The organism is Planctomycetota bacterium (assembly GCA_016872555.1).
Taxonomy (GTDB): Bacteria; Planctomycetota; Planctomycetia; order Pirellulales; family UBA1268; genus F1-20-MAGs016.
In genome coordinates, this window is sequence record VGZO01000024.1 from 1 (window position 1) to 12,999 (window position 12,999).

A 12,999-nucleotide genomic window follows, 5' to 3' on the forward strand; every position below is an offset into this window, starting at 1 on the left:
CCGCGCTTCGTCGTGCCGCACGCCGCCGCCGGATCGAACGCCGCATGGCAGGTCTCCCTCTTTTCGGGGGAACCTACCGCGCTTGTCCGTCGGCGTCAAAGGGACCGCGGGGGTCGGGGGAGAGGTACTCGTTCAATTGCGACTGTCTTCCGATTCCTGATGTCCTGGAACACCTGGCCTGCCGCTGCCGTGAGCTTCAGGAGCGCTCGTCGCGGAGCGATTCGAGCTCGGCGATCGCCTCGAGGTCCTTCGGCCGCCCGGCGGCCCGCTTCAGGGCGATCCCGGCCATGCCGCCGACGATGATCAGCCGCACGTCGCGTTCGGCCAGCGCGCGGAGGAGGCGGCCGAGGTCGATCATCGAGCGTCATCCTCCCGGCCAGCCGCGCCCTTCCGGCGCGCCGCAGCTCCGGCCCGGCGCAGCTCCTCGGCGGCGGCCTGGATCTGCATCAGGTCGCGGAAGCGCTGCTCCGGCGTCTTGGCGAGATTCGCCCGGAGGAGCGAGCGATCGACGTCGCGCTTGTAGATCGCGATGACGTCGTCCATCGAATCGTGCCCCGAGGGCGCGGGAGCCGCGGGGGAGTCGTGGGGCTCGGGCATCGGTGGGCGGCGACGAGTGTCCATGAGCGAGCCACAGGATCTTACCCTGGCAGGGGCTCCGTCGATGGCGATCGTCGAATGCGTCGAAGGCGATGACGAGATCGGCGTCGTCGGTCGCCCGGGGCGTGCCGGAGAGGTTCGCCGACAGCGCCCCGGCGGGCGAGACCAGGGGGCGGTCGCGCGGAGTGGCGAGAGGGAACGCTGATCGGCAACTCACCGCCGACGGAGCCCTACCACCCCATCCGCGCCGCGAAGATGTCGGCCTCGGCACGCCCCCACACGCGCGCGGTGCCGTCGTCGCTCACCGACAACAGCCACGTGCCGTCGGGCGCGAAGGCGACCGACTTGACCCGCGCGCCGCGGCCGCGGAGGACGACCAATTGATCCCCCTTCGACCGGTCCCAGAGACGCACCGTGCCATCCGCCGACCCGGTCGCCAGCCGGTCTCCCAGGGGTGACTCGGCCACGCTCAGCACCTGGTTGTCGAGGCCGCCACGGCTGTCGACCGGCTCGCCGCTCGGGACCTTCCAGACGCGGACGTGGTTGTCTTCTCCCGCCGACAGCAGATGCTTGCCGTCGGCCGAGAACCCCAACTCGGTAATCGAGCCTTTGTGGCCGGCGCAGGTGGCGACCACCGCGGCATCACGGGGGTCTACCAGCGCGACCGTGCCGCCGCGCTCGGCGCCCGTGGCCAGCAAGCGACCGTCCGGCGACAGCGCCAGTCGCGACACCCTCTCCTTCGCGCCGCCGACATCGGCCAGCCGCTCCCCCGTCTCGAGCGCGAACGTGGCAGCCCCGCCGCCGCCATACGAGAGCGCGATGATTCCCGGCGAGCCGTGATCGCCAGTCGTGCTCGGCCGCGGCACAGCGACGGCCAGGGCCGCCACCGCACCAGGGCCGGCGGCGGTCGCCGCGAGCGACCCTCCCGTATGGAGGAGCGTCACCCGCGCGATGCCATCGGCACCGGCCGACACACAGCGCCCGTCGGCAAGCAACACCAGCGCCCGCACGCCCCCGCGATGCTCGGCCACAAGGCCGCGCGGGGCGAGGCCCGGCAGCGCGTGCACCCGCACGCAGCCGTCGATACCTGCAGACACAAGCGCGCCGCCGTCGGCGGAGATCGCCAGCGCCGTGACCGCGCCGTCGTGCGCCGTCACCACGCTTCGGCGTTCGAGCGAGCGGGCGTCGAACACGATCAGCTCGCCAGCCTCGGTGCCGCAGGCGATCGCCGTGCCATCGGCCGCCACGACCGCGATGGTGATCGGGCTGTCGGCGGCGAGCACGGTCGCGGGGCTATCGGACGCGGGCCACAGCCGCAGGGTTTTACCGTTGCACGAAGAGGCGAGCCACTTTCCGTCGGGGCTGAAGGCGAGCGACGAAATGGCGTCGGCATGGCCGCGGAAGACGCGGATCTCCCGGCCGGTTTCGACGTCCCACAGATGGATCAACCGGTGGCGGTCATGGCTCGCGGTCGCCAGCCGGCGGCCATCGGGGCTCCACACCAGCGACGATACGAGCCGGCCATGTCCCTCGAGCCGGGCGACGACGCGGTCGAGATCCGCCGCAGCGCGGATCGTGGCGATCCCGCGCTCGTCGCCCACGGCGAGCAGGGAACCGTCGGGGTTGAACGCGAGGGCGCGGATCGGGTCGGCGGTCTCACGGACACTCTCCACGATCTGGCCGGTGACGACGTCCCAGAGCAAGACGCCGCCGCGGACATCGCCGGCGGCGACGCGGGTGCCGTCGGGACTGATCGCGGCGCAGCGAAACGGCTTGGGATACGTCACGAACAGCTTGTGGAGGCGCTCGGCCGTCGTGGCGTCGCGGATCTGGACCGTGCCGTCCATCCCGGCGGTGACGACCCGCGAGCCGTCGGGGGAATAAGCGAGGAAGCTCACGGCGCCACCATGGCGGGCCTCCCGGCCGATCCGCTGCCCCGTGACGGCATCGACGAGCACCACCGTGCCATCGGACGCGGTGGCGGCGATCTGCCCGCCGTCGGGGCGGAAGGCGACGTGGTCCCAGCGTGCGACGGGCACCTCTGCGGCGGTGACGACCCGCCGGGAGTCGGTCTCCCAGACATGGATCCCGTCGGCCGACGCGGTCGCCAGGCGCGTCGAGTCGGGGCTGAAGGCGACGTCATAGACCGCTGCCGTGCCCGACTCGAGGCGGCTTGCGAAGCGGGGATCCTCGAGCGCGACGACAAACGCCGCATTGCCGGTACTCGCCGCGGCGAGAAACCGGCCATCGGGGCTCCAGGAGACGCGGGAGGGTTTGCCGTCGAGAAGCCCCCCCGGGGTCAGCACGGCCTGATCGATCGCCGGCCACAGGCAGCGCATTTCGAGCGGCACGCCCGGCACTTCGCTCCCACGGCGACCGGCCGGATCGATGCCGATGCCGCGCAGCGTGTCGTCGAAGCTGTCCATCGCCGCGGCCACGCTCGGCCCGTCGACGAGGTCGGCGAGCCGGTAGAGATTGGCGACGTACAGCTCGCGGCGGGCCGCGAGCGTCTCGCGGTTGGCGATGCCGAGGCGCGCTTCCGCGAGGGCGAGCGCGGCGTGTTCGGCGCGTCGGGCCCGCTCCGACCGCAGCGCGAAACCTGTCACCCCGACGATCGCTACCGTCAGCGACACAAACGCGATCCCCAGCGCCGTGGCGGCGAGCGTGTGGCGGCGGGCAAATCGCTGCAGGGCGTCGATCGCCCGCGGCGGGCTGGCGTGGATCGGTTCGCCGGCGAGATGCCGCCCGAGGTCGGCGGCAAATTCCAGCGCGCTGGAGTAGCGCTTGGCAGGATCCTTCTGCAGGCAGGTGGTGACGATCGTGGAGACGTCGCGCGGGACGCGCCGGTCGAGCCGGTGGAGCGGCGCGGGGAGCGCGGTCTCGACGAGGGCAGCAGCTTCGAACAGTCCCCTGTCGCGCACGTCGTACGGCGGCCGGCCGGCGAGCAGCTCGTGGAGGATCACGCCGAGGGAGTAGACGTCGCCACGCGTGTCGACTCCCTCGGGCGCGCCGCGGATCTGCTCCGGGCTCATGTACTGCACGGTGCCGATCACCCGGCCGGCGATCGTGGCCTCGTGGCGTGGCGACACCGGCAGGCCGATCGCCCGGCCCCAGCCGAAGTCGATCACCCGCGGGAGGCCGTCGGCGCCGACGAGAAGATTGGCCGGCTTGAGGTCGCGGTGGATCACGCCGCGCGCGTGGGCGGCACCGACGGCGGTGGCGACGAGGTGAAACAGCTCGAGCCGCTGCCGGAGCGACAGCCCCGCGGCGGCGGCATGGGCGGTGATCGATCGGGCGTCGGTGACGTGGTCCATCACCAGGTAGGGGAGCTTCCGGCCGTCGCGGTCGATCGTGCCGGCGCGGATGACCCGGGCGATGCCGGGGTGGTCGAGGCAGGCCAGCAGGTCGGCCTCGCGCTCGAAGCGGCGCACCAGTTCGCGCGACGCCACGTCGGCGCGCATCACCTTCACGGCCACCAGCCGCGCCGGCCAGTCTTCGTGCCCTTCGTAGACGATGCCGAAGCTCCCCGCACCGATCCGGCGGACGAGCACGATCGGGCCGATGGCCGTGCCGACCAGGTCGTCGTCGTCCTCGTCGGCGAGGTCGTCGTCAAAGGCGCCGTCGGCGGCGAACGCGGCGGCCAGTTCCGGAATCCGCTCCGGGAGCGGGGTGGCGAACGCGCCGCCGCCGCGGCGCTCGAGGCAGCGCCGCACCAGGTCGCCGATCCGTGCTTCACGCGCGCGGTCGCCGCCGCAGGCCGCGGCGAGAAACGGGCCGAGGCCAGCCGGATCGGCCCGCACCGCCTCGATCGCGGCCTCGAAGATCTCGGCGTCGTCGGGCAGCGGCCGCGCGGGATCGGGCGCGTGCGGCGAGGCAGGATCGGCGTCCATGGCCGCTACCGCGGGTGCCGCCGCGCCTCCGTGGTGCGCGAATCGTCGGGAAATCCGGGGCCGTCCAATTCCCGGGCCAACCATTCGCAGGCGTAGTCCCAGCGCCGGTCGACGGTCCGCGGCGCCAGCCCGAGCGCCGCCGCCGTCTCGCGCACGGTCAGCCGGCAGTAGTGGCGCAGCTCGAACACCAACGCCGCGCTCGGGCTCGACGCCGCGAGGTGGTCGAGGAGGTCGTCGATCACCAGCGCCTCGGCCCACGGGTCGTCGGCCGCCACTTCCCCCAGCGCGATGTCGTGCCGCGTCAGCCCGCCTCCGGCGCGCTCCGACCGCCGCTTCCGGGCGGCATCGACGAGCAGCCGGCGCATCGTCCGCGACGCGGCTGCGACGAAATGCCCCGGGCAGTCCCAGGAAGTGCCTCCGCTGTCGCGGAGGAGCCGCTCGACCGCCTCGTGCGTGAGCACGGTCGGCTGCCAGGAATGGGCGTGGCGCTCGGCCGCCAGCCGCCGCCGGGCGATCGCCCGCAGTTCACGGTAGAGGAGCGTGACCAGCGCCGGCGTGTCGAGGGACGCCGGCGCCGTCCGTGGATCGTCGACCGTCGCCATCCTGGAATGCCCCCGGCACACGGGCGGGGGCTCGGGACGCAGTCGGCGCGTCACGGTGGCCGCCGGGTGCTGATCAGCCCCCGATCTCTCCGACGGCCTCCGCAGTTTACACCCCCGTCCAGGTGACCCCACGAATCGCACCGGAATCGCCCAGAAGAAGGGTTTTTTGGCGGAAAACCGACACCCCTTCGACGGCGGGGGTGAACCTTGCGAAAAAGCCCGCCAGACCCGTGGCGTCTTTTCGCTCCGTTTCACGCCATAACCATGAGAGGAACCGCAGTGTGGGTCCTCTCCGACGCGGGGCGTGGCATGGAGGGACGACGATGGAGCGCGGCGCGATCGACGAGCCGGACACCCTTCCGGTGACCGTGGAATTCGTCCGCGACCGGATCGCGGACGGGAGCATGGTGCTGACCGACACGTGCGTTGTGTGCGGGCGACCGACCTGGGAAACGGTCTGGTTCCACCTCGAGTGCGACCGGGCGACGACGGTGGAACCGCCGCGGCGGGCTCGGCAGCGCTCGTGGCTCGGTCGGCTGGCGGCAGTGATCGTCGGCCATGATGGCGCGGTCATCGAGCCACCGCGTTTCGGGATCGAGTGGATCCCGCTCGAGGTTCCGCTGAACATCCACCCCCTCTGCCGTGACGATCAGTTGTGGAACCGCAGCGAGCACTCGCTGCGGATGCTGTTGCGCGTCGTGCCCCTGTACAGCGACCTGCTGGCCCATCACCCGCGGACACGTGTCCGCGTGGTCGGATCCTGAGGTCGCCCCGCGGCCGGCGGCGCATGGCTTCGCCGCAGCGGCGCGTAGCGGATAGGCTTTGGTGGGCGGGGGCGATCGCCCCCTGCCATCGAGGAAGGCCATCCGCGCCCCCGCTCGCGCTGCGGCGTCCGGCGGACATCCGTGACCCCCGGTCTTCACGGCGCCCGAACGCCCTTAGGAAGGTGCCATGCCATCCATCGGCCCGTGGTTCGTGTTTGCAGTGGCCGCATCGATCCTGTGGGGGCTGAATTACGTCCTTACCGAGCGGCTCCTGAAGACCGTGTCGACCGCCACGGTGCTCCTGGCCGCGGCCCTCGGTGGGCTCGTCGTCTCGCTGACGATGGGGTGCCTGGGCGGCGGCTTCCGCCGCGACCTGGCGCTCCTCGCCGCCGGCGGCCGGGAGGCATGGTGGCTGGCGGCGAGCGTCAGTGTTTATCTCACCGCCAACCTCTGCATCCTGGCGAGCGTGCGCGGAAGCAATGCCACGCTCGCGGCCGTGGTGGAGACGACGTATCCGCTGTTCACCGTGATCTTCGCCTGGGTGCTGTTCCGCGAGACGCAGGCGACGCCGGGCACGTTCGCCGGGGCGGTGCTGATCATCGCCGGCGTGGCCTGCGTGCTGCTCGGCCGCTGAACGCAGTCGGTGTCTCCCGGGTGGCGAGGCTCGTCGTGCCGTTTGGAGAGTCCGAGCGGTGCACCGCGGAGTTGACCTGTCAGGGGGGGTCTCCGCCGGAACCTCCTTCGGCACCCCTCGCTGTGGTGGCGCGGCAATCATCGTGGCGTGAATCACGAACCGATTCCGCATGTTCATCTGGGAGGTCGGTTGGCTTGGCAGACTCGATCGCCAGCCGCGCAAGGGTGGCGTCATTTGGCCGATCGTGGCCAGTGGGCCGCACTCCACGATCGACCCGCTGCCTTCCCGAGGAGAGGAATAGCCATGCGTTACACGCTGGATCGGCTCGTCGGACGTTCACTGTTCACATGGTCGCTTCTCGCGGCGCTCGGTGCAGCCGTCTCACTTTCCATGGGCGCGGAGCCCGCGGGGCTGCCCTGGGAGGCAAACCTCGAGAGCGCCCGCTCCAAGGCCGCGAAGCAAGCGCAGCCGATGTTCGTGATGATGAGTGCGCCCTGGTGCGGGTTCTGTACGTCATTCGAGGCCAATACGTTGCCCCATCCGGAGATTCGCGGGGCGCTTCGTGACTTCGTCTGGGTCAAGGCCGTCGAAGACAAGGCGATCGAGGGCAAATACGGGTGCGGCGGCTATCCGACGATGGTCCTTGTCGATTCGACGGGCGATCGGATCCTCGGTAGCACCGCGGGCGGACAGGGCGTCGGTCCGTTCCTGAGATTCGTCATCGAAACGCGCCGCGACGCTGGTTTGCCGTTGTCTCCGCGTCTGGAGAAGCTGGCGGATAAGGCCTTCACTCTGGATCGAGGGTTGATCGCGGAACTGGCCGGGAACGGTGACGTGGCGGGGATCAAGAAGCACTTGCTGCCCGCCGACGCCGATGTCCTGTGGGACACGAACTTCATGATCGGCAAGCTCGTGATTCCGTCGGGTGTCCGCATGGACCAAGTGATCATCGAAGGGATGATCGGTCGGGTTGTCGTTCCCGACTCCGGAGTGTTCGTCACCGCGGCTCCACGGTCGTCGGGGAAGGTCCGCGTGCGGATCGGCGCGCCGGGCTGCCTGGGCCTCGACCAGAACGTCTTGATTCCCATGGGGAAGGTGACAACTTCCAAAACTTTTTCGTTGAGGAAACTGACCGCGCGGGATGCGATCCGTGTCGGCGGGAGGGTGTCGCTCCCGGACGGCCGGCCTGCCGCAAAGGCGATCGTGCGGATCTGCGACTGGGACGCCGTCATTGCCAACGACGAAGGTGAGTATCGCTTCGACGCCGTCTCACCAGGCACGTTCCTCGTCCGCGCCGAGTGTCCCGGGGCGGAATACCACCAACCACACGACATTGGCGGGCAGAAACTACAGCGGCTCGACATCGTCCTGAAGCCTGTCGCGACCGTCGGGATCAAATGGGCGGTGCAGACGGAGCCGGGCTCGCGGAAACTCGTCGGCCATGGCGTGGAGGTGGGAAGCGCCTACTTCAGCGTCGCACACAGTCGGTTTTCGCTTGACCGAGGGGCCGAGGTCCGTGGTTTCTGGGGAAGCGATCTGATGCTCGAGGATCCAGGTCCGGCTTCCGCGGTCCGGGCGGGAGGAATGCGTGCTGGCGGGCAAACGGCCGCCGACGGGAGCGGACCGATGTTTGCCTTGGTCGATGTGGCAGAGCATCCGACCGGTCTGCACGAGGAGTCGGTCGGATTCGACTCTCTGGTCGAGGTGAGCGACGACGCCGAACGCGACCCGCAACGCTATTTCACGAAGCTTCGCGGAAAACCGGTCGCAGCGGGACAGGTGTTCACGGTGCGGTGTGTCGGGAAGGATCGGTACGCGAAGATCGAGATCCTGAGCCTCGATCCGCCGGTTCGGTGATCGTCCTGTCGGGCAGTCGGCATCCAGGTTGCACGATCAGCCCTCGGGCTGAGGCCGAACGGGAGATCGCACTGGAGTGGCGAAACGCTCCCCCACCACGGCACGTGTTCGCGGCCCCCGCTCCGTGACGACGTCGTTCGCTGGGCCAGTCAGCGATGCCGTCGGTCCCGACACGCCGACGGAGGGGCGCTGAAAGCCGATTTTCTTTTTGCCAGGTACCCTCCCGAGGGGGGCGTGGCATTGCGTGGCGTGATCGGCGAACGGATTCCGCATGAGTTCATGTGAGGACCGAGCGATCGCAGTGTTGAGAGAACCCGTGACACCCGGATCGGGAAGGAGTGGGCGGATGGCTGCGATGGAGTGGCTCGTCGGGGCGACGGAGATGATCCGCAGCCGGGTACCGGTCGCGCTGAAAAACGCCCCGCCGTGGGTCGTGAGCCTCGTGTTTCATGTGGCGGTGCTGCTCGTGCTCGCTCTGGCGACTTTCATGCCATCGGGCCTCGTCGGCCCCCGGTTCGTCATCGATCTGGGATCTGCCTCGGTGGCCCCGGACGTCGCGATCGAGTCCACCGTGGACCTCGGGGTTGCGGGCGACATGTCGGACGTGGCGATTGCCGAAGTCGCCGAAGCGATGTCCGTCGGCGACGTGGCCTCCGATCCGGCGTCGGCCCTGGACGCGGTCGCTTTGGATCTGCCGCCGCGCGATTCCTCGACGGCGTTGATGGCAGATCTCCCGGGAACGGAGATCCTGAATCGCGAGTTTTCACCGACCGCCACGAAGCTCGGTGTGGTGGCAGAGCGGGCGAAGCCGGACCGTCCCCGCTGGACGGGCTTCAAGCCCCAGGCTGCGACGGCTCCGGCGGAGGGCATCACCGCGGCCGCCGATGCCACCGGCGCGGCGAACGGCCTGCTCGGGATGCTCGGCACCGATCTGGAAGAGGGCCAGACATACGTCGCCTGGGTACTTGACGCCTCCATCAGTCTCACGGAAGACCGGCGATCACTCGCCAAGACCTTGGAGCCGTTCGTGAAGGCGGAATGGCCGAAGCCGGGAAAGCCCGGCCGTCTATTGACGGCGGTCGTCGCGTTCGGGGCGGGGGTCAACCTGATGGCCGACTTTTCCCCGTATGCGAACCTGAAAGCGATCGAGAACTTGCCGATCGATCCGAGCGGCCGTGAAAACGTGATGTCGGCCGTCCTTGCCGTCGTGATCCGCTTCCAGCAACGCTTCCACAATGACGTCAAGCGGCGCCACAGGCTGCGCATCGTCATCTGGACTGACGAGTCGGGCGACGACACCAGCCTTCTCGAAGAGGCGATCGCCGCCTGCCGCGCCACCGGCACCGTCGTCCACGTCGTGGGGCCGTCGAGCGTCTTCGGTACCGATCGGGGACTGCAACCGTGGACCGTACCCGGCCACGGTCGGTTTCTCCTTCCTGTCACCCGCGGCCCCGACAGCTTCCTCCAGGAACGGGTGCTCCTTCCCTACTGGTTCGACGACGACGACGATGCGGGAGCCTACGAAGGGGTGTTGGTCGCTGACGGCAGGCAATGGTATGGCGGGCCGCTGCGGGAGCGGCTGATGGCCGGTATCGGCCCGTATTCATTGACACGCCTCGCCCTGCAAACGGGCGGTACGTTCAGGATCCTCGATCGACCCGGGGAAACCGCTCCATTCGACCTCGAACGGATGAAGGACTACCTGCCGGACTACGGCAGCGCCTACGAAATCGTCGAGGCCGTGGGGGCCTCGCCATTGCGGATGGCCGTGATGAACGCCGTGCGGTGCACACACCTGTCGGCCGATCGCTCCACACCGCAACTGCAATTCCTGGCGCCGCCGCAGACGCCAGTGTATCCCTTCAGGATCTACTCGCCGGGATACTGCAGCCCCGAGGTTTTTCGAGTCGAGTTACCCAGCAATGTGGCGGCGGCCGTGCAACCGATCCGGCAGTCGGCGCAGATGGCGGAGGAGGCCTTGACGTCGTTCATATCAGCCATCGACTGGGAGTACGAATATGCCAAGGAACCCTCGCGTCGTTGGCAGGCCTGGTATGACCTGACTCGCGGTCGCCTCCTCGCGATGAGCGTCCGCTACCAGGAGTATCTCGCGATCTGCAACGCGATGGTGCAGCCGAACGGCCTCCGACCGCCGACGAATCGGGTTCTCCTCGGGCCCGGTCCACAGTTGTGCGGTGAGAACCTCGCGATTCGTAACCGCACGGCCGAAGCGATCCGGCTCCTGGAGCGCTGCCGGGAGCGGAATCGGGGAACTCCCTGGGAGTTGCTCGCCAACTGGGAACTCAACACACCGGCGGGTTTCTCCGTCCGGGAGATCGTCGTCCCTCCTCCTCCCCCTCCGCAGCCGGGCGTACAGTTCATTCCCATGGCGCCGCAGCCATCGTGGCCGAAGATCACCTTCCCGGCACTGTGATCGCTTGCGACTGTGGTCGGCCGACGGTCGCCGCCGTCAGCGGTGGCCGAGGAGCCAGGCAAGCAGCCCCTTCTGGAGGTGCATCCGCGCCGCCGCCTGCTCGACGACGATGCTCCGGGCACCGTCGATCACGCCGTCGGTCACCTCCTCGCCACGCCGCGCCGGGAGGCAGTGCATGAACAGCGCGTCGGGGCAGTGACGCATCAGGTGTTCGTTGACCTGGTAGGGGCCGAGGTCACGGGTCCGCTTCGCCCGTTCCCCCTCCTGGCCCATGCTCGTCCAGACGTCGGTGTAGACCGCCGCCGCCCCGGTCACCGCCGCGACCGCGTCGGTCGTCTCGTGGCACTCGGCCTGCGGAAGGATCGCGCGAAGATGGCTGCGGAATGCCTCGTCGAATTGATAGCCGCGCGGCGCGGCGAGCACGAACCGCATTCCGAGCAGCCCGCAGGCCACCGCCAGTGAGCGGGCGACGTTGTTGCCGTCGCCGACGAACGCCAGCGTCAGGCCCGCCAGCTTCCCCACCTGGCGTTCGAGCACATACAGGTCGGCCAGCGCCTGGCAGGGATGGCTGTGGTCGGAGAGGCCGTTGATCACCGGGACGGTGGCCACCGCCGCGAGGCCCTCGATCGTGTCGTGGGCCTTGCTACGGCAGACGATCGCGTCGGCATACTGCGAGAGCACACGGCCGTAATCGGCGATGCTCTCGCGCGAGGTGGCGAAGCCGGTGTCGGCACCGAGAAACAGGCTCGTGCCGCCGAGGTGGGCCATCGCCGCCTCGAAGCTCGCCCGGGTGCGCAGCGACTGCTTCTCGAATACCAGCGCGAGCACGCGGCCGGGAAACAGCGGCTCGCGCAGCCCGGCCCGGTACTTGGTCTCGAGGTCCCGGGCGATCGAGAAGATCGCCGCGATCTCGTGGGCGGAGAGATCCTCGACGTCGACGAGGTGGCGCGTCATCGGATCACCCGTGGCCGGCCCGGGCCGCGGTCTCGACGATCGCCTCACCGAGCCGGTCGCAGCCGTCGTGGATCTCGGCGGGCGTGATCGTCATCGCCGGCAGGAGGCGGATCACCCGCCCCTGCGTGCAGTTGACGAGGAGCCGCTTCTCGAGGGCCCGCTCGACCACTGGCGCCCCGTCGATCGACAGTTCGACGCCGATCATCATCCCGATCACGCGGACCGCCACCACCGCGTCGCAGCGCTCCTGGAGCTCTTCGAGCCGCTCGCGGAAGATCGCCGCCGCGGCGGAGACATGGTCGAGCAGCCCCTCCTCCTCGATCATCCGGATCGCGGCGATCCCGGCCACGGCAGCCAGCGGGTTGCCGCCGAAGGTGGCGGCGTGCATCCCCGGCCGGAGGTGGCCGGCGAGATCGGCGCGGCACAGCATGCCGCCGCCGGCGACGCCGGCGCAGAGGCTCTTGGCGAGCGTCAGCACGTCGGGGGTGACGCCGAACCGCTGGTAGCCGAACCAGGTGCCCGTCCGCCCCGAGCCGCACTGCACCTCGTCGAACACCAGCAGCAGGTCGTGGGCGTCGGCGATCCGGCGCAGCCCCTCGAGGAATCCCGGCGGCGGCGGCACCACGCCCCCCTCGCCGAGGATCGGCTCGACGAGGATCCCGCCGGTCTGGTCGTCGACGAGCTTCTCGACCGCCTCGAGGTCGCCGTGGGGGGCGTAGGCGAAGCCGGGGAGCATCGGCCCGAGCCCCTCGTGGTACTTCGGCTGCGCCGTGGCCGACAGGCTCCCCATCGTGCGGCCGTGGAAACCGCCGCGAAAGGAGATGAGCTTGTAGCGCTTGCCGTCGCTGCGGAGACGGACCAGCTTGATCGCCGCCTCGTTGGCCTCGGTGCCGGAATTGCAGAAGAAGGCCTTGCCGCCGAAGCTCCGCTCGGAGAGCAGCCGGGCCCACTCCCCCTGGGCCTCCATGTACCAGGTGTTGGGAACGTGGATCAGGCGCGCGACCTGCTCCTGGACGGCGCGGACCACCGGCTCGGGGCAGTGGCCGAGGAGGTTGCAGCCCCACCCGGGAAACAGGTCGAGGTACTCGGTGCCTTCGGCGTCCCAGACGCGCGAGCCGCTGCCGCGCACCAGGCACACCGGGAAGCGCCGGTAGTTGGGGACGACGTAGCGGTCGAAGGTGTCGATGACCGCACGGGTGACGGTGCCAATGGCGGGTGCCGGCGACGGGGCGTCGATCGTGGCCATGGTGGAAACCCTCCTCTCGCG

9 protein-coding genes are annotated in these 12,999 nt (G+C 69.7%); 4 read left to right on the plus strand and 5 right to left on the minus strand.

Translation table 11 applies throughout. From position 1 onward, the window contains the following. Positions 1 to 354 precede the first annotated feature (354 nt). The 3 genes from FJ309_09640 to FJ309_09650 all read right to left on the minus strand — a co-directional run bounded on the left by FJ309_09640 (position 355) and on the right by FJ309_09650 (position 5,089). Positions 355 to 543, minus strand: coding sequence for a hypothetical protein (locus tag FJ309_09640; GenBank protein MBM3954860.1), 189 nt, complete (start codon positions 541 to 543; stop codon positions 355 to 357). 284 nt (positions 544 to 827) lie between these two features. After that, a complete protein-coding gene (locus tag FJ309_09645) occupies positions 828 to 4,571 on the minus strand; it encodes a hypothetical protein (protein MBM3954861.1) in 3,744 nt (1,247 codons plus the stop codon). Continuing rightward, positions 4,493 to 5,089, minus strand: coding sequence for a sigma-70 family RNA polymerase sigma factor (locus FJ309_09650; protein MBM3954862.1), 597 nt, complete (start codon positions 5,087 to 5,089; stop codon positions 4,493 to 4,495). Before FJ309_09650 ends, FJ309_09645 begins: the two co-directional genes overlap by 79 nt. 281 nt (positions 5,090 to 5,370) lie before the next feature. Between FJ309_09650 and FJ309_09655 the strand changes: the two genes are divergently transcribed. The 4 genes from FJ309_09655 to FJ309_09670 all read left to right on the plus strand — a co-directional run bounded on the left by FJ309_09655 (position 5,371) and on the right by FJ309_09670 (position 10,778). Then, positions 5,371 to 5,853, plus strand: coding sequence for a hypothetical protein (locus FJ309_09655; protein MBM3954863.1), 483 nt, complete (start codon positions 5,371 to 5,373; stop codon positions 5,851 to 5,853). A 187-nt stretch (positions 5,854 to 6,040) separates the two neighbouring features. Then, complete coding sequence (locus tag FJ309_09660) at positions 6,041 to 6,487, plus strand: DMT family transporter (GenBank protein ID MBM3954864.1); 447 nt, start codon at positions 6,041 to 6,043, stop codon at positions 6,485 to 6,487. A gap of 303 nt (positions 6,488 to 6,790) precedes the next feature. Continuing rightward, complete coding sequence (locus FJ309_09665; protein ID MBM3954865.1) at positions 6,791 to 8,344, plus strand: hypothetical protein; 1,554 nt, start codon at positions 6,791 to 6,793, stop codon at positions 8,342 to 8,344. A gap of 355 nt (positions 8,345 to 8,699) precedes the next feature. After that, positions 8,700 to 10,778 carry a hypothetical protein gene (locus tag FJ309_09670; protein MBM3954866.1) on the plus strand — a complete coding sequence of 693 codons (2,079 nt, stop codon included), beginning with the start codon at positions 8,700 to 8,702 and terminating at the stop codon, positions 10,776 to 10,778. A 36-nt stretch (positions 10,779 to 10,814) separates the two neighbouring features. Here FJ309_09670 and argF read toward each other — a convergent pair whose 3' ends face one another. Together argF and FJ309_09680 are read right to left on the minus strand one after the other, a co-directional pair. Further along, a complete protein-coding gene (argF, locus tag FJ309_09675) occupies positions 10,815 to 11,732 on the minus strand; it encodes an ornithine carbamoyltransferase (protein ID MBM3954867.1) in 918 nt (305 codons plus the stop codon). A 4-nt stretch (positions 11,733 to 11,736) separates the two neighbouring features. Further along, entirely contained in the window at positions 11,737 to 12,978 is a 1,242-nt protein-coding gene (locus FJ309_09680) for an aspartate aminotransferase family protein (GenBank protein ID MBM3954868.1), read from the minus strand. Positions 12,979 to 12,999: the final 21 nt, after the last annotated feature.